We start from the raw sequence: 16924 nt of genomic DNA, 5'->3' as shown, positions 1-16924 counted from the left end.
TCTCTGCAGACTGCCTGGGGTCGGTTCCTCGACTCTCACCCCACCCAACGGATCCTACGGGGCACACATTCCCGAAGTACCGGATCCGGTCCGGGGTCGCGCCTCAGTGACGCGCGTACGAGTGCGCGAGCAGCAGACGGCCCTTGCCCACAGTCCCGGAGTCCACGCACGCGGCATCTACGACATAGGCCTGTACGCGGCTCGGGTCGGTCGTGTGGGGAAGGACGACCAGGAAGGCGGCGGTTCCTTCGTAGCTGCCCTCTTCCACCGCCAGGGCCGGGGCCTCTCGGCCGGTTCCCTGCTGGATACAGAGGGGCACGTCCACGGCGGGGGTCAGCAGAGGGGTGCGGGGCGACGAGGCCTCGGGGGTGAGGTTCCGCGGAGAGGACTTCGTGTCCATGGAGGGCTCGTCCGGTGTGCCGCTCGTGTCGGTGTCGCTCAGCAGGGCGTGGACATCTCCCTCGAGCGTGCCTTCGGTGAACTCGCGACGCTTTTCGTCGGAGGCGGCACTGAGGCCCTGGTCGGCCTTCATTCCCGCTGACTCCGGCGACTGGTGCACCGACTGAAGCATGAAGACGCTCATGCCGACCACGGCCGCTCCCAGGGCGGTGCCGAGAACGACTGTGCGCCGGCGACGTCGGGCGGTATGCCGACCAGGGCCGGTGGCTCCGCGGGGGTGCCCTTGAGGGCGCCCGGAGGCCGTTCCCTCCGGAGACTGCTCGGGTGTTTCACGTGAAACATGATGAGAAGCGTCCGCAGGGTCGGCGAGCGTCTCCGCCGCCAGCGCGGCGTCGATGCGCTCGGCGACATCGTCGGGCATGTGCTCCTCCGCGGGCACGGTGCCGAGCAGGGAGCGAACCTCCTCCAGAGCGTCGTGGACCTCGCCGCACGGCCCGCAGGCGTCGATGTGGCGACGGAGGGCTTCGGAGCGGGAGGGGGAGAGTAGACCTTCGGTGAGGTCGGAGATCTCCGAGACGTCCGGGTGCTGAGCCGTGTCGGCCGTGGATGTCATGCGAGCCCACCTCCACCCTGTACAGCAGCAGGATCGCTTGTGCCTGCATCCCGTGGTCCTGACGCCGGTGGGACGGATGTCCCGTGCGTCCGGTTCCTTTCCATGATGCTGCCCGCGCCGTCTCCTTGGTCACGTAGGTGGGTGAGCAGCGGAAGCAGTCTTGCCCGGCCCCGGGCGCAGCGGCTCTTCACGGTGCCGGTCGGTACATCGAGGATGCGGGCAGCCTCCGCGACGGGATAGGCCTGCATGTCCACCAGGATGAGTGCCGCGCGCTGCTCGGCGGGAAGGGTGGCCAACGCCGCCAGGAGCTCACGGTGCAGATCCTTCCGCTCGGCGGGAGCCTCGGCGGACTCGTGCGGCTCCAGAAGCTGCTCGAGCCGCTCGGCGTCCTCGACCGGCGAGGTTCTGCGTGAGGCCGCCTTACGGGCCCGGTCCAGGCAGGCATTGACGGTGATGCGATGCAACCAGGTGGTGACGGCGGACCTGCCGCGGAAGGTGTGGGCTGCGCGGAAGGCGGACACGAGGGCGTCCTGTACAGCGTCGGCGGCTTCCTCGCGGTCACCGAGGGTGCGTATCGCGACCGCCCAGAGGCGGTCACGATGCCGCCTCACGAGCTCACCGAAGGCGTCCGGTTCGCCTGCCACGTGCTGGGCCAGGAGATCCTGGTCGCTGGGTGGGTCGGAGTGATGCACGGTCCCCCTCCCTACTTCTGGGCCCTGCCTGCCTGTGATCCGTAGGATCTTCTCGATTTTGCTGCGGACAGTCCGACCGTACGGATGGATCTTGGACGGCCGACCTGACCGGTGTGCCGGCCCATCTGTCACTGTTCGACCGACGAGAGCCTGGAGATGAAGAAGCCTAGCTTGCAGAAGGCTGCGGCCATGAGTATCTCAGTCGCAACGCTTCCTGGTGTGAGCGTTGTTGGAGGAGCGGGTACGGCAAGTGCGGCGGCGTTGTGTCCTGGCAGCAGGATCGAGAGAATGAGCGTGGACACCGGCTGGTTCGATCTGTATGCGAACGGCGGTTACGACTAACTGTGCCGTGGCCATCCCCAGAAATCCCGGCGTCAAGCTACAGCTGGGCGTCTCCATCAAGGTGAACGGTGGCACCCAGGTGTCCGACTACGGTCTCTGCAGTCAGTACGCAGGACCAGTCACGATCTACGCGAAGGGCACGTGCGTGCAGTTCGGCGGGCGCATAGGCATGGTCGGCACGGAGAGCGACTGGGGCTAGCTCCACTTCCGTGACACCGCGACAAGACGGGCGTGGGGTCACGCAGGCGGCGGCGGAAAACGGGCCGGTAAGGAGTTCCCTCGCCGGCCCGTTCGTTCATCCGAGTACCGAGATCTCCGAGATGCCGCCCCGGAAGCCTGAGGAGCCGTCGGGTGGCAACTCCGCGATGCGGACCAGAATGTAGCGGGTCCGGACCGGCTCGGTGAGGGTCTTATGTACGGTGCTCCCTGTCGTCTCCAGATTCGTGAGGCGATGAGGGAAGTCGGACAGCGACGTGGGCTGCGAAGCGTCCTCGTCTGCCGCCAGCACTTCGGCCTTCTGTTGGCTGCGGTACATCTTGATGTCGATGCCGGCTACGTCTTGGGCGCTGCCGAGGTCGACGATTATGCCGCTGCCCTGCTTGCGGTTCGCAAGGTTGCCGAAGTTGGCGTAACCCACGTACCGGGGAGTGACCCAAGCGGTGTCCGACTTGCCGTCGATGGTGTTCGGAACCGCCTGCTGCTGAATTCCCGAACCGCTGGGAGTGAATTCCTCCGCGTCGACGATGCGGAGGTCCTTGAGGTCGGCCGGCTTCTTGTCGTCGCCCCCGTCGGCGGGGGACTGGGTGGGCGCGGGTTCGTCGGACTTGTTGCTGCGGTTGAGGACTGTTTCGGCCAGCTGCCAGCTGCCGAGGCCCAGGGCGGCGATGAGAAGTGCGGAGACGGCCCATTTGAGCGCCCTGCCGGTACGGCTCTGGAGCGGGGGCGGAGGTACGACCACCGGCTGTGTCGCGGCGGCCGGGCTGTTCGGCGGGCGTCCGTAGGTCCCCTGCTGGTAGGTCGTCCGCCGGTACTCGGGCGGGGCGGTGAAGACAGGCTCCGGGGGCAGGACGCGCGGCATGGCGGCGACCGCCTTCGCCAGCTCGTCCGGCGTGGTGCAGGGCTGTTCCTGGCGTGAGGCGGTGGCTCCGTCGTTGGCGAGGGCCCGCATGGCGAGCTCCGAGAGGCCTCGGTGGACTCCCGCCCGCACCTGGTCCGGGGGGATCAGTCCCAGGTCCTTGGGCAGTCCGGCCAAGCCGTAGGCGTCGCTCTCGTAGGGCCAGCGCCGGGTCAGCGCCGCATAGAGGAGCGCGCCGATGGCCTCGGTGTCCGTACGCAGCGGCTGGTCCGCGGTGATGCCCCGCAGTGCGGCGTTCACGGCGAGGCCGCGGATCCGGTACTGCCCGGTCGAGCTGCGCAGCACGGCGCCGGGAGTGAGCCGCAGGTGCGCGAGGCCTTCCCGGTGCGCGGCGGCCATGGCCTGGGAAACCTGGCTCACCAGCTGGTACGCGTCGTGGGCCTCCAGCGGCCCGGCCGCGAGCAGGGCGGTGAGCTCGGTGGCGTCCGGGAGCCACTCGTGGACGACGTAGACGAGGTCGTTCTCCTCCACCGCGTCCAGGACCTGCACGAAGCGCGGGTCTCCCAGAAGCGCGGAGGAGCGGGCGGCCGCGAGCACCGAGCGGGCACGCGGGTGGTCGGCGGTCAGCAGATGGACGCCCACCGCACGCCGCAGCTTCTCGTCGACGGCACGCCAGCTGCTGAACCCGTCCAGACGGGTGACGCACTCTTCGAGGCGGTAGCGTCCGGCCAGTTTGTGACCACTGTGCAGATCGGGGGTTGCCGGTACGGGCCCCGCACCCGTCGGTCCGCCGCCCGAGCTCTTCGGGCTCGCGCCCTCGGAGTTCTGGGCCGTCCCTTCGGGCGTGGCCTCGTCCGCCTTGGCGGCCGACGGTTTGTCGCCGTCGTTGTCGGCCACATCCACAGCAGCCGTGCTACGTTCCGCCACCGTCGTTCCTGCCTCCCCATCCGTTGCGCGATGCCAGCCAGCTCTGCACAGTCATGCCAATTGTGCCCACACTCCGGCGCTATGCACGACACGCGGTGCCCAGCGATGGTTGTGCGGGCCGGTCCTCCTTCACGACCTCCCCACGCGAAGCCGTCAGCGTCCGAGCCGCCCCCGGACCATGCCGACCATGCTGTTCAGCTCCTCGATCCGCATCTTTCGGGCAGCGACGAAGAAGACGCCGAGCAGGACCACACTGCCGCAGACGAGGGCGACCACCGACCCGCCGGCCCCCTCCCCCAGTGCCTCGAGGAGAGCGAAGCCCACGGCGCCGCCCAGGAGCGCCGCGGGGATCGCGGCCAGGCAGAGGCGGGCGTAGGTGCGCACCACCCGGGCGCCGTCGAGATCGCCCCCCAGCCGGTTGCGCAGGCGTCGCCAAGCGATCCCCACGCCGACCGCATAGGCCAACCCGTAGGAGGCGGCCATTCCGACGACCGCCCATTGAGCAGGGAGGACCACGTAGCAGAGTGCGGACGCGGCGGCGTTGACGGCGGCCACGATGACCGTGTTGTAGAAGGGGGTGCGGGTGTCCTCGTACGCGTAGAAGCCGCGCAGCACGACGTACTGCACCGAGTAGGGGATGAGGCCCAGGCCGAACGCCATCAGGATGAAGCCCATGGACCGGGCGGCCTCCGTACCGCTCGAGGCGTAGAGCAGGGTGCACATCGGCAGGCCGAGCGCCAGGAACGTGAAGGCGACGGGCACGATCGCGACGGCGGAGTTGCGCAGTCCCTGCGAGATGTCGTCGCGCACGGCTCCGGGATCGTTGTCGTGGGCTGCGCGGGAGATACGCGGCAGCAGCGCGGCCATGACGGAGACGGTGATGATCGCCTGCGGCATCCCCCAGATCAGCTGGGCGTTGGAGTAGGCGAGGAAGCCCGAACCGTCCTTGTCCGCGAGCTTGCCCGCCGAGGTGGCGAGCTGGGTGACGACCAGCACGCCTGCCTGGTTGGCCAGGACGAACAGGACCGTCCACTTGGCGAGCTTGACCGTCTTGCCCAGCCCGTGGCCCCTCCAGTCGAAGCGCGGACGGAAGCGGAAGCCGGCTTCCCGGAGGTACGGGATCATCGCCAGGGCCTGGACGGCCAGACCGAGCAGCGTGCCGATGCCGAGGAGGCGCACACCCTCCGGCGGGATCGTCTCGACGCCCATCCGGGATTCGGCCGAGGTGCCGTAGACCCAGATGAACATGCCGAAGGTGAAGATCATGACGATGTTGTTGAGGACCGGCGTCCACATCATCGCGCCGAACTTTCCGCGGGCGTTGAGAATCTGGCCCATCACCACATGGATGCCCATGAAGAAGATGGTCGGCAGGCAGAAGCGGGCGAACGTGACGGCGACGCTGTTGGCTGCCGGATCGTTCGCGATCGGCAAGGACATCATGCGGATGAGCAGGGGGGCGGCGAAGACCGCCAGGGCCACGATCGCACCGAGCGCGACCATGACGAGTGTCAGCAGACGGTTGGCGAACGCCTCGCCGCCATCCGCGTCGTCCTTCATGGAGCGGACGAGCTGGGGGACGAAGACCGAGTTGAGCCCGCCGCCCACGGTGAGGATGTAGATCATGGTGGGCAGGGTGTACGCGATGGTGAAGCTGTCACCGAGCAGTGCCGCACCCAGCGCCGCGGTGATCACCAGGCTGCGGATGAAGCCCGTGAGCCGGGACACGAGGGTCCCGGCAGCCATCAGAGCGCTCGACTTCAGTATTCCCGCGGCACGGCCACCGGACTTGGGCGGCACGGGGGCCGGAGCCGCCACCGCTGGCTCGGCCGGCGGGACCGGAGGGCGTCCCGACCCTTCCTGGTCACGGAAGAGGTGGGCGAAGGCGTCGGGCTGCTCACCGTCGGCGGCGGCCTGGGTGACCAGGTCGTCCACCCCGACGTACTGGGTGGTCGCCGGGTTGTCCCCGTATGGAAGGTGCCGTGAGGGACCTGCGGGCTCCGGTGGCGGCGTCTGGGCCCAGATGCGGGGGTCGGGGGCGTACTGGCCGGCGGGGGGCTGCTGGTAGAGCGCCGGTGGCTCCTGATACGTGCCCGGGGGCGGGGGGGGATGGGAGGCGCGGTCGTAGAGGGCCTCGGCCACCGGGTCCTGCGCGGCGAGGTCCTGCGCACGGTACGGATCGTGGTCGTAGGCGTGCTGAAGGTACGGGTCGGGCGTCACCCCGTCCTGTCCGGATGCGGGTGGTACCGGCGGACCGCCGGAAGACCCAGCTCCGCCCGCGCCCTGGCCGCGGTCACCGTCGTACGGCGCGTTCATCGAAACCCCACCTCATTGTCCCCGGCCGACCGGCCACGACAGACATCGCTCAACGGTCCACTTTCTCACCCGGGCCCGACGGGTTCCCGCTTTCCGGACCGGTGTCCGGCGCCGGGTCACTCGGCTGCTCGGGTTCACCGCGGTCGTTCTCCGCCGGGCCTGCGGCCGCGGTGCGCTTGCGGTGGGTGTACATCCTGATGCCGGCGAGGACCAGCAGCAGCAGGCCTCCGGCGATCACCAGAAGCACCGTGGGTGTGACTTCCGAGACCTTCACGGTGAAGGTCATCTCCTCGCCGTACGGCGTTCCGTCCTGGGTGAAGAGGCGGGCGGTGACCTGGGCCTGTCCGTTGGCATTGGCCGAGGCGTCGAACTTCACCGACTGGCTGTGACCGCCGGCGATCCGGACCGGCTGTTCGGCCACGGCTCCGCCGCTGTTGAGGTTGAGCCGGGTGGCGTTGCCCGACGTCAGGCGGAGCACAAGGTGGTCGACGCCCTGTACCAGCTTGTTCTGCACGGTCACGGGGATCGTCGCACTGCGCCCGGACAGGGTGACGTCGGACTTCGCGATGAGCTGCACCTCGTTGGTGAGGCTCCGCAGATAGACGCGGACCGCGTCACGGTAGCGCTGAGCCTCCAGGGCCCTGCCGCGCCAGGACGTCGACATCGAGCGGTTGATCGCGTTGCCGAACGGCGTGACCACGCGATCGGGCTGGGTGAGGATGACCTGGAAGCTGTTGAGCGATTCCTGCGTCGTCCTGATGTCCTGGAAGGCCTGGTTGGGCAGCTCCTGGCTGCGGAGCTTCTTCGGGTACCGGGAAGCCCGCGGCACCTTGGTCGTGGCCTGTGCGTCGGGCTTCTTAGCCGCTGCGGCGACCAGGTCGAGGGGCTGCGTCCAGTGCTCGTCGGTCAGCGCCTGCAGGGCGCGGGCCATGGCCTGTGCCTGGGCGGCCGTGGGGGTCCGCTGCGGCGCGACGACGATGCTGCGCTCGCGGTCCGGTGCCTGCTCGGTGAGTGTCAGCGTGTGGGCGAGGAACTTCTGGACGGCCAGCGTCGCGTTGCCCGCCTTGGACAGATCGCCCTCGAACGCGGTGGAGAGCCGGTGGTCGGAGACCACTGCCGTGGTGCCACCCCCGATGGGACGCGCTGCCGTCGGCGTGTAGGGAAGATCACCGGTCTCCTCGAGGCTGTCGCTACGGGCGATCACCTTGTGAGCGCCGGCGGACGTGGCCACGTCGACGATGGAGGGATCGATGGCACCGTTCACAGGCCAGGCGAAGTCGGTGGACGGCTTCACATGGAGAACCGTCTCCACCGTGAGCCCCGCCGCCTCGGTTGCCGTCTGCAGATGGCTTAGCGTGCCCGTCACGTTCTTGCCGCGGTGAGCGATGGAGGCGAGGTCCGGATCCGCGAACGGCAGGGCCACCACCTTGCCGTCCTTGACCGCGGCTTCGAGTGAGGTGAGCCACTGTTTGGCGATGGCCTGATTGGTACCCGCGACGGTGGTGTCACCGACCCTCACGCGATAGTTCTTCGTCATGGCGTCGACCGCTGCCAGCAGGTCCGGGTCGATCACCCAGGTCACGGGGAGCTGACGGCCCAGGGAGACCATCTGCTCCAGTCGGCCTCCAGGGGCGAGATCGAGGGCGAGTTCGTCGTCGGCGAAGACAGGCGTCTGCTGTTCGTCGGATCCCGTCTCGGCCGTGACGTGTGCCGACGCGATCAGTGGCCAGAGGAAGGTCAGGCCGGTCTTGCTCTCGGCGTCCTCCGGCTGCCAGGGAACGAAGGTCCGCCGGATGCCCAGCACCTGGTCGTAGACGTTGTCGGAGGTGTGGCCCGTGAGGGAGACGCCGAGCTGATAGACGCCCGCGTCCTCCAGGCCCAGCTTGTCCACCGGGACGGAGAGCGTGAAGTCCTGGCTTATGCCGGAAGCGAGCTCGGCGATCTTCACCGTGTACGGGCCGCCGAGCTTCGCTGGGTCGCTGCCGGGCAGGTAACCGGTCCGCCGGGCGGCCTCGTCGATCGCGGACCGGCCGGAGAGCCTCGGTCCGACACGCAGGTCCACCTCGGCGTCCGTGATCGTTTTCTTGCCCTTGTTGGTCAGGGTGCCGGACACGGTGAGTGTGTCGCCCTCGACCGGTGCGCTCGGCGCGAGGGTGTCCAGGGACACATCGACGGTACGGGATCCGGTCGGCGCCTTGGCCGTGCCGCCGGCCTGTGCCGACGGCGCCGCCGGGCCGGCCAGGAGGCCGGCGACGAGCGGCACTCCGACGATCAAGGAGGCTGTGCGCCGGAGCCACCGGCGGGCAGGGGAGGGATTCATCCCCTGAGAGTCTGCCGCCTCGGCCACGCGTATCCGTCCCTCGTCGTCGTCAGCTGGTACCGGTCTTGCCGGTCTCTGCGTCCACGCATGGTAACGATGCGCCCGACGGCTGAGTGCCGGGGACCGTGCCACATGATCGGGAGAGTCTCGCAGGGCCCCGAGAAACGATGACGCCCGGGCCGGTCGGGGCACGTACCCTTTTCTGTTGTGCCGAACGCCAACGAAGACAACGCCAGTGCACTGAGTCAGGTGCAGCACCGCGCAGTGAGTGAACTGCTGCGGGTGTCCCCCGTCGCCGACGACCTCGCCCGCCGCTTCGAGCAGGCCGGATTCGGCCTCGCCCTGGTCGGAGGGTCGGTCCGCGACGCGTTGCTCGGCAGGCTCGGGAACGACCTGGACTTCACCACGGACGCCCGACCCGAAGACGTGCTCAAGATCGTCCGGCCGTGGGCCGACTCGGTCTGGGAGGTCGGGATCGCGTTCGGCACGGTCGGATCGCAGAAGGACGGCTACCAGATCGAGGTCACGACCTACCGGTCGGAGGCGTACGACAGGACCTCGCGCAAGCCGGAGGTCTCCTACGGTGATTCGATCGAGGAAGACCTCGTGCGGCGTGACTTCACCGTCAACGCCATGGCCGTCGCCCTGCCCCGGAAGGAGTTCATCGACCCCCACGGAGGGCTCGAGGATCTCGCGGAGCGTGTGCTGCGTACGCCGGGCACGGCCGAGGATTCCTTCTCGGACGACCCGCTGCGGATGCTGCGCGCCGCCCGCTTCGCCGCTCAGCTCGACTTCGAGGTCGCCCCGGACGTCGTCACGGCGATGACGGACATGGCCGGCCGGATCGAGATCGTGTCGGCTGAACGAGTTCGGGAAGAGCTGAACAAGCTGCTCCTCTCCGAGCACCCCCGCAAGGGGCTCGGTCTCCTTGTCGACACGGGCCTTGCGGACCGGGTGCTGCCCGAGCTCCCCGCGCTGCGGCTGGAGAGTGATGAGCATCACCGCCACAAGGACGTCTACGAGCACTCACTGACGGTCCTGGAGCAGGCGATCGACCTCGAGGAGGACGGCCCCGATCTCGTCCTGCGTCTTGCGGCCCTGCTCCACGACATCGGGAAGCCGAGGACGCGGCGGTTCGAGAAGGACGGCCGGGTCTCGTTCCACCACCACGAAGTGGTCGGTGCCAAGATGACCAGGAAGCGGATGACCGAGCTCAAGTACTCCAACGACATGGTCAAGGACGTGTCGAAGCTGGTGGAACTCCATCTGCGCTTCCATGGCTACGGCGACGGGGAATGGACCGATTCCGCGGTGCGTCGGTACGTACGGGACGCGGGGCCCCTGCTGAACCGGCTCCACCAGCTCACGCGCTCGGACTGCACGACGCGGAACAAGCGCAAGGCGAACGCGCTCTCGCGGACGTACGACGGCCTTGAGCAGCGCATCGCGCAACTGCAGGAGCAGGAGGAGCTGGACTCCATCCGTCCGGACCTCGACGGCAACCAGATCATGGAGATCCTGGGAGTCGGCCCCGGCCCGGTGATCGGTATGGCGTACTCCTACTTGCTGGAGCTCCGGCTGGAGCACGGGCCGATGGAGCACGACGCGGCTGTCACCGCTCTCAAGCGATGGTGGGCCGCGCAACAGTGAGGCCCGGCCCTGCGGTGTTCATGTTTCACGTGAAACATGAACACCGCAGGGCCGGGCATCGAGGGGCGTTGTTTCACGTGAAACAACGCCCCTCGTCCATGAGCCGGAGCGGTGCCTGGACTGCGCGACCTGGTGAAGCGGCAGTGTTCACACCCCGGGGTGGGCGTCCGGCTCAGAGTTGCTGACGTGTCTTCCGCGAAGCATGGCCGCCGACACTGCGGCGTACAGAGTGGCCACCGTGAGCACCACCACGACTGACCTGCCGTCCGCCGGAAGTGCGAGAGCGGCCATCCCGGCGGCTGCGACGAACGCGATGTTGAACAGCACGTCGTAGAGCGAGAAGACCCTGCCGCGGAAGGCGTCGTCCACGGAGGTCTGCACCTCGGTATCCGTCGCGATCTTCGAGCCCTGTGTCACCAGCCCGAGTACGAACGCCGCAGGCAGCATCGGGGCGGGCGCGAAAGCGAGCCCCAGGGCAGGCTCCAGGATGGCCGCCGCGCCTGCGCACACCGCCAGCCAGCCGTAGCGGCCGAAGCGTCCGACGGCCCAGGGAGTGATGACGGCGGCCATGAAGAATCCGGCGGCGGAGGCTCCCAGTGCCAGGCCGAGCAGGGCGAGGCCGTCGGAAGCGCCGTCGGACCACGCGTAGCGGCACAGCATCAGCAGCATCACGGTCAGGGCCCCGTAGCAGAAGCGGATCACCGTCATGGCGGCCAGGGCGCGCGCCGCGTCCTTCCGTTCCGCCAAATGGCGCAAGCCGGCGACGAGCCCCCGTGCGGTGGTGGCCAGCGCCTCCCGCAGACGCACGTGGGGCTGGCCGCGATCCGGGCCGAGGAGCTCACGGGCCAGTGACAGGGAGGCCAGTGCGGACAGCAGGTAGAGCACCGCGCCCAGGAGGACCACCGCGGCGTCGGACCCATTGGTCAGGAGCCGTATGGCCAGCGCCAGGCCGCCGCCCGCGGTGGCTGCCAGAGTGCCTGCCGTCGGGGAGAGCGAGTTGGCCACCACGAGCCGGTCGTTGTCGACGACGTGGGGGAGGGCGGCGGAAAGCCCTGCAAGGACAAAGCGGTTGACCGCGGTGACGCAGAGAGCCGATACGTAGAACATCCACTCGGGCACCGACCGCAGGAGCAGGAGGGCCGTGCAACAGGCCAGGGCGGCCCGCAGGAGGTTTCCGTAAAGGAAGACCTGGCGCCGAGGCCAGCGGTCCAGCAGGACTCCCGCGAACGGGCCGATCAGCGAGTACGGGAGGAGCAGTACGGCCATGGCGGAGGCGATGGCGCCTGCGGTCGTCTGGTTCTCCGGGGAGAAGATGACGTACGTGGCGAGCGCGACCTGATAGACGCCGTCGGCCGCCTGGGAGAGGAGCCGCACGGCGAGAAGGCGACGGAAGTTCCGGAGGCGCAGGAGTACGCCCAGATCACGCACGACAGGCATGTGGGCAAGGGTCACACACGCGGGGGGTCCCCGGGCGGATTGCCCGGGGACCCCCCGCGTGCGGAGGTGGGGGCGTTGCCGCCCCTCACCCCGGTGAGGCTGAAGCCGTGACCGGCCGGATCAGCGCTCGACGTCGCCGTTGATGAACTTCTCGACGTTCTCGCGGGCCTCGTCGTCGAAGTACTGGACCGGCGGGGACTTCATGAAGTACGAGGAGGCCGAGAGGATCGGGCCACCGATGCCGCGGTCCTTGGCGATCTTCGCTGCGCGCACGGCGTCGATGATGACCCCCGCGGAGTTCGGGGAGTCCCACACCTCGAGCTTGTACTCCAGGTTCAGCGGAACGTCACCGAAGGCGCGGCCCTCGAGACGCACGTAGGCCCACTTGCGGTCGTCGAGCCAGGCCACGTAGTCGGAGGGGCCGATGTGGACGTTGTCCGCACCGAGCTCACGGTCACGGATCTGCGAGGTGACGGCCTGCGTCTTGGAGATCTTCTTGGACTCCAGGCGCTCACGCTCGAGCATGTTCTTGAAGTCCATGTTGCCGCCGACGTTCAGCTGCATCGTGCGGTCCAGGATGACGCCCCGGTCCTCGAAGAGCTTCGCCATCACGCGGTGCGTGATGGTGGCGCCCACCTGGGACTTGATGTCGTCACCGACGATCGGGACACCGGCCTCGGTGAACTTGTCCGCCCACTCCTTGGTGCCGGCGATGAACACCGGGAGGGCGTTGACGAACGCGACCTTGGCGTCGATGGCGCACTGCGCGTAGAACTTCGCAGCGACCTCGGAACCGACGGGCAGGTAGCAGACCAGGACGTCTACCTGCTTGTCCTTGAGGATCTGGACGATGTCGACCGGGGCCTCGGCGGACTCCTCGATCGTCTCGCGGTAGTACTTGCCCAGACCGTCGTGGGTGTGGCCGCGCTGCACGGTCACGCCGGTGTTCGGCACGTCGGCGATCTTGATGGTGTTGTTCTCGCTGGCGCCGATGGCGTCCGCGAGGTCGAGGCCGACCTTCTTCGCGTCGACGTCGAAGGCGGCGACGAACTCGACGTCGCTCACGTGGTATTCGCCGAACTGGACGTGCATCAGACCGGGCACCTTGCCGGCCGGATCGGCGTCCTTGTAGTACTCGACGCCCTGCACCAGTGAGGCGGCGCAGTTGCCCACGCCGACGATGGCTACGCGAACCGAACCCATGCCGATTGCTCCCTGTGTGTTCTCGGTGTTGCCCGTGACGCCTTGCGGGTCTGCGGGGGCTTTCACTTGGTGTCGTCGGACGGATCCGGCCGGGTGTGGTCCCGGTGCCGGGGCAGGCCGCCCGTCTCTCCTGATGTGTCGTGCTGAGGGGAACCCTCGGGCGAGGATCGTCGCTGATCCCGTCCCGACCGCTCGCTCTCGATGAGCTCGTTCAGCCAGCGCACCTCGCGCTCCACGGACTCCATGCCGTGCCGCTGCAGCTCAAGCGTGTAGTCATCGAGTCGTTCACGGGTGCGGGCCAGGGAGGCGCGCATCTTCTCGAGCCGCTCCTCCAGCCTGCTGCGGCGGCCTTCGAGCACGCGCATGCGCACGTCGCGCTCCGTCTGCCCGAAGAAGGCGAAGCGAGCGGCGAAGTGCTCGTCCTCCCAGGCGTCGGGGCCGGTGTGGGAGAGCAACTCCTCGAAGTGCTCCTTACCTTCCGCCGTCAACCGGTAGACGATCTTCGCGCGGCGCCCCGCGAGTGACGACGCGGGGGCGACCCCCCGGCCGGCTGCGGGCGGAAGTGCCGGATCGCTCCCTGTCTCCTCGATCAACCAGCCGTTGGCGACCAGCGTCTTGAGACAGGGGTAGAGGGTGCCGTAGCTGAAGGCGCGGAAGATTCCCAACGACGTGTTGAGGCGTTTGCGCAGCTCGTACCCGTGCATCGGGGATTCGCGGAGCAGGCCCAGGACGGCGAATTCAAGGATGCCGGAGCGTCTGCTCACCTTCGCCTCCTCCTTTGCCGGGTGCTTCCGCGGGGCCCGGGCGGCCACGTTGTTCCGTCTCGATGTATCGACTCGATACATCAGCACGATAGATCGACACGTCATGTTCAACAAGGGGGAGAAGGGTGAGCGGCGTCACATCGAAGATTCTCGGCGAGTGACTTGCGTAATTTGGGGTGAAGTTCGGCCTCCGGAGGTTTTCGACCGTGCGTACTCTGTGCGGGATGCAGACCACCGGGAACCGCGAGACGCCGTCGTGCGTCACTCATCGCGGACTGCCGGATGTACTGCGGGTGAGCCTTCCGCAGGGCTTGTCCGTCATTCGGGGGGACCGGAACTCAACTGCCGCTTCCAGGCGCTCTCGCCTGCCCGAGGAGTAGTCGTTCGATGAGCGAGCACCGTCGCAAAGCGCCGCAACCGCAAGGTGGCGGACGTGCCGCGGCCAGACGAGCCGCCCAACAGCCTGCCGGACGCCGCAACGGTGCGTCACGCAGAGCAACGTCATCAACACCCTCAGAGGCCTACGACGAGGAACCGTCGTACGGCAGCCGTGCTGAGGCCCGTCGCGCAGCCCAGCGGGGCGGCGGCGGGGGGAGACGGCGCGGTGGCGGCGGCGACGCCGGCGGCCCGGACGGGCACGGCCGCGGCCGTGCGGGCGGCCGCCCCGGAAAGAAGCGCCTCGTCGACTACCCCCGGGCCGGAAAGTACGGCGTACGCCGCTGGGTGCCGTCGTGGAAGCTGGTCTCCGGCCTGTGCCTGGGCTTCCTGGGCCTCCTGATGGGCGCGGCCGGCGTGGCGTATGCCCTCGTCGTGCCGCCCCAGGTGAAGGACCTCGCCAAGGCGCAGAACAACGTCTACTACTGGTCCGACAACACGCAGATGGTCGCCACGGGCGGTTCCGTCAACCGGCAGGCCATCGACTACGCGCAGATTCCCAAGGAGATGCGGAACGCGGTCATCTCGGCCGAGAACAAGTCGTTCAACGACGACTACGGCATCGACCCGATGGGTATCGCCCGCGCCATCTGGAACATGGCCAAGGGGGGCGAGACCCAGGGTGGTTCGACGATCACCCAGCAGTACGTGAAGAACTCGATGCTCACGCAGGACCAGACGCTGAGCCGCAAGTTCAAGGAGCTCTTCATCACGCTCAAGGTCGGCAGGACCGTGCCCAAGGAGAAGGTCATGGAGGGCTACCTCAACGTCTCCTACTACGGCCGCGGAGCCTCAGGACTGCAGGCCGCCGCACGCGCGTACTACGGCAAGGACGCCACGAAGCTGAACGCGAGCGAGTGTGCCTTCCTGGCGAGCCTCCTCAAGGGCGCGAGCTACTACGACCCGGCGGGCGCCCCCGAGGTGGACCCGGTGCAGGCCACGCGGGAGAAGAACACCGAACGCGCGCAGAAGCGCTGGAAGTGGATTCTCGACGAAGAGGTCAAGGACGGCCGGCTGAGCGCGGCCGAGCGCGACAAGTACACGAAGTTCCCCATGCCGCAGGAGCCGAAGAAGGACGCCAAGCTGGGCGGCCAGACGGGTTACCTGGTGGACCTGGCCACGAAGTACTTCCTCGCGCACAACGACCGGAACATCACCGAACGGCAGCTGGCCCAGGGCGGCTACGAGATCCACACGACCTTCGACAAGGACAAGGTCAGCGCGCTCGAAGCCGCGGTCACGAAGGTGTACAAGGCCAAGATCGACCCGAAGAAGCGGCCGGACAAGGACACGCACGTCGAGTTCGGCGGGGCTTCGGTGGACACCGAGACGGGGGCCATCCTCGCCACCTACGGCGGTCAGGACGCGACGAAGCACTACACCAACAACGCGGACGCCACCGGGGCGCAGGTCGGTTCGACCTTCAAGCCCTTCGTGCTGGCCGCCGCCATGGAGTACGGGAAGCGTGATCCGGAGCTTCCCGCGGAGCAGAGCGAGACGGACCGGACCCCGGTCTCCCCCATGGCCCAGTACAACGGCGACAACAAGCTGAAGATCAAGCTGTACAACGGCGACGTCTGGCAGAACGAGAAGGGCGAGCAGTGGCTGCAGACGAACGACGGCGGTAAGTCCTACGGGGACATCACCCTGCGGTACGCCATGCAGGAGTCCGCCAACTCCCCGTACGTCCAGCTGGGCATGGACGTCGGTACGGACAAGGTGAAGGACGTCGCCGTCGCCGCGGGGCTGCGTGACGACGAGTACATGGCGGATTCGAAGGTTCCGTCGTTCTCCATCGGCACGTCGTCGCCGAGCGCCATCCGCATGGCCGGCGCGTACGCCACCTTCGCCACCAGCGGTAAGCGGAACGACCCCTTCTCGGTCACCGAGGTCAAGGAGAAGGGTGAGGTCATCTATCAGCACGAGACGGTGACCAAGACCGCCTTGAAGCGGGTCATCGCCGACAACGTCACCGACGTCCTGAAGAACGTCGTGGAGAACGGCACCGGTACGCCCGCGCAGCTCCCCGGCCGCGACGTGGCGGGCAAGACGGGTACGACGGACGGCAACAAGTCGGCCTGGTTCGTCGGCTACACCCCGCAGATCTCCACGGCCGTCAGCATGTTCCGGATGGACGACGACGAGACGAAGAAGAACCGCGAGTTCCTCGAGATGTTCGGCACGGGTGGCGAGGCGAAGATCCACGGTGCCTCGTTCCCCGCGCACATCTGGCACGACTACATGGCCGAGGCGGTGAAGGGGATGAAGATCGCCAAGTTCCCGAAGCCGGAACCGTACGGGGAGAAGCTGTTCGGCGGCGGCGCGGTCAGTCCCAGCCCGACGCCCAGCCCGACCCCCACGCCGTCCCAGTCCAGCGAGTCACCCACCCCGCCGGCGCCCACCGAATCCTCCGTGTCCCCCACACCGACCGAGACCTGCGGAGCGTTCGACTGGGAGTGCCAGAACCCGAACGGGGGCACCACCAACGGTAACGGCAACGGCGGTACCACGGACGGGACCACCAACGGCGGGACCACGACCGGCGACACCACGACCGGCGGGACGGACACCGGAACGACCACCGGAACGACCGACGGTTCGACCGACGGCTCGACCGGAACCACGAGCGGTAACGGTAACGGCAACGGCAACGGCGGGTTCTTCGGAGGCGGCGGGTAGCCCCCACCCCACCCGGGCCCCCAAGGCCTGCCGGACACGCGTGACGAGGGCCGCCCGCACCCCCAGGTGCCG

11 protein-coding genes are annotated in these 16924 nt (G+C 68.2%); 3 read left to right on the top strand and 8 right to left on the bottom strand.

Going from position 1 to position 16924, the window contains the following annotated elements; genetic code table 11:
• Nucleotides 1-103: 103 nt before the first annotated feature.
• Nucleotides 104-1012, bottom strand: a complete 909-nt coding sequence (locus tag ACH4VO_RS13440; protein WP_360995632.1) for a hypothetical protein — start codon at nucleotides 1010-1012, stop codon at nucleotides 104-106.
• Entirely contained in the window at nucleotides 1009-1704 is a 696-nt protein-coding gene (gene sigM, locus ACH4VO_RS13435; RefSeq protein WP_360995635.1) for an RNA polymerase sigma factor SigM, read from the bottom strand. Before sigM ends, ACH4VO_RS13440 begins: the two co-directional genes overlap by 4 nt.
• Before the next feature lie 349 nt (nucleotides 1705-2053).
• On the opposite strand from sigM, the gene ACH4VO_RS13430 reads away from it, so the two are divergent.
• Nucleotides 2054-2245, top strand: a complete 192-nt coding sequence (locus ACH4VO_RS13430) for a hypothetical protein (RefSeq protein WP_360995638.1) — start codon at nucleotides 2054-2056, stop codon at nucleotides 2243-2245.
• Nucleotides 2246-2341: 96 nt separating this feature from the next.
• Here the strand turns inward: ACH4VO_RS13430 and ACH4VO_RS13425 are convergent, their stop codons facing one another.
• The 3 genes from ACH4VO_RS13425 to ACH4VO_RS13415 form a co-directional block, all read right to left on the bottom strand.
• The gene (locus ACH4VO_RS13425; RefSeq protein ID WP_360995640.1) at nucleotides 2342-4048 is read right to left on the bottom strand and encodes a protein kinase family protein; all 1707 of its coding nucleotides are present in this window, start codon (nucleotides 4046-4048) and stop codon (nucleotides 2342-2344) included.
• Nucleotides 4049-4201: 153 nt separating this feature from the next.
• Nucleotides 4202-6364: a murein biosynthesis integral membrane protein MurJ gene (gene murJ / locus ACH4VO_RS13420; protein ID WP_360995642.1), complete on the bottom strand. Its 2163-nt coding sequence runs from the start codon at nucleotides 6362-6364 to the stop codon at nucleotides 4202-4204.
• Nucleotides 6365-6413: 49 nt separating this feature from the next.
• Nucleotides 6414-8711 carry a DUF6049 family protein gene (locus tag ACH4VO_RS13415; protein ID WP_360995645.1) on the bottom strand — a complete coding sequence of 766 codons (2298 nt, stop codon included), beginning with the start codon at nucleotides 8709-8711 and terminating at the stop codon, nucleotides 6414-6416.
• A gap of 180 nt (nucleotides 8712-8891) precedes the next feature.
• Here ACH4VO_RS13415 and ACH4VO_RS13410 point away from each other — a divergent pair, with 180 nt between their 5' ends.
• Nucleotides 8892-10334 (top strand): CCA tRNA nucleotidyltransferase, encoded by a 1443-nt coding sequence (locus tag ACH4VO_RS13410; protein WP_360995647.1) that lies wholly within the window; start codon nucleotides 8892-8894, stop codon nucleotides 10332-10334.
• Between the two features lie 147 nt (nucleotides 10335-10481).
• Here ACH4VO_RS13410 and ACH4VO_RS13405 read toward each other — a convergent pair whose 3' ends face one another.
• From ACH4VO_RS13405 to ACH4VO_RS13395, 3 genes are all read right to left on the bottom strand, one after another.
• Complete coding sequence (locus ACH4VO_RS13405) at nucleotides 10482-11771, bottom strand: MFS transporter (protein ID WP_360998301.1); 1290 nt, start codon at nucleotides 11769-11771, stop codon at nucleotides 10482-10484.
• Between the two features lie 120 nt (nucleotides 11772-11891).
• Nucleotides 11892-12974, bottom strand: a complete 1083-nt coding sequence (locus ACH4VO_RS13400; RefSeq protein WP_360994440.1) for an inositol-3-phosphate synthase — start codon at nucleotides 12972-12974, stop codon at nucleotides 11892-11894.
• A gap of 62 nt (nucleotides 12975-13036) precedes the next feature.
• The gene (locus tag ACH4VO_RS13395) at nucleotides 13037-13738 is read right to left on the bottom strand and encodes a helix-turn-helix transcriptional regulator (protein ID WP_360994438.1); all 702 of its coding nucleotides are present in this window, start codon (nucleotides 13736-13738) and stop codon (nucleotides 13037-13039) included.
• 387 nt (nucleotides 13739-14125) lie between these two features.
• On the opposite strand from ACH4VO_RS13395, the gene ACH4VO_RS13390 reads away from it, so the two are divergent.
• Nucleotides 14126-16852, top strand: coding sequence for a transglycosylase domain-containing protein (locus ACH4VO_RS13390; protein ID WP_360994435.1), 2727 nt, complete (start codon nucleotides 14126-14128; stop codon nucleotides 16850-16852).
• Nucleotides 16853-16924: the final 72 nt, after the last annotated feature.

This window comes from Streptomyces sp. NPDC020780 (assembly GCF_044334475.1).
Taxonomy (GTDB): domain Bacteria; phylum Actinomycetota; class Actinomycetes; order Streptomycetales; family Streptomycetaceae; genus Streptomyces.
This window is presented reverse-complemented; position numbering and strand designations above follow the sequence as displayed.

What these genes read in the sequence shown, in the direction of transcription:
- ACH4VO_RS13440 (WP_360995632.1), bottom strand. Translation starts at nt 1,012, where the DNA reads ATGACATCCACGGCCGACACGGCTCAGCACCCGGACGTCTCGGAGATC.
- murJ (WP_360995642.1), bottom strand. Translation starts at nt 6,364, where the DNA reads ATGAACGCGCCGTACGACGGTGACCGCGGCCAGGGCGCGGGCGGAGCT.
- ACH4VO_RS13405 (WP_360998301.1), bottom strand. Translation starts at nt 11,771, where the DNA reads ATGCCTGTCGTGCGTGATCTGGGCGTACTCCTGCGCCTCCGGAACTTC.
- ACH4VO_RS13400 (WP_360994440.1), bottom strand. Translation starts at nt 12,974, where the DNA reads ATGGGTTCGGTTCGCGTAGCCATCGTCGGCGTGGGCAACTGCGCCGCC.
- ACH4VO_RS13390 (WP_360994435.1), top strand. Translation starts at nt 14,126, where the DNA reads ATGAGCGAGCACCGTCGCAAAGCGCCGCAACCGCAAGGTGGCGGACGT.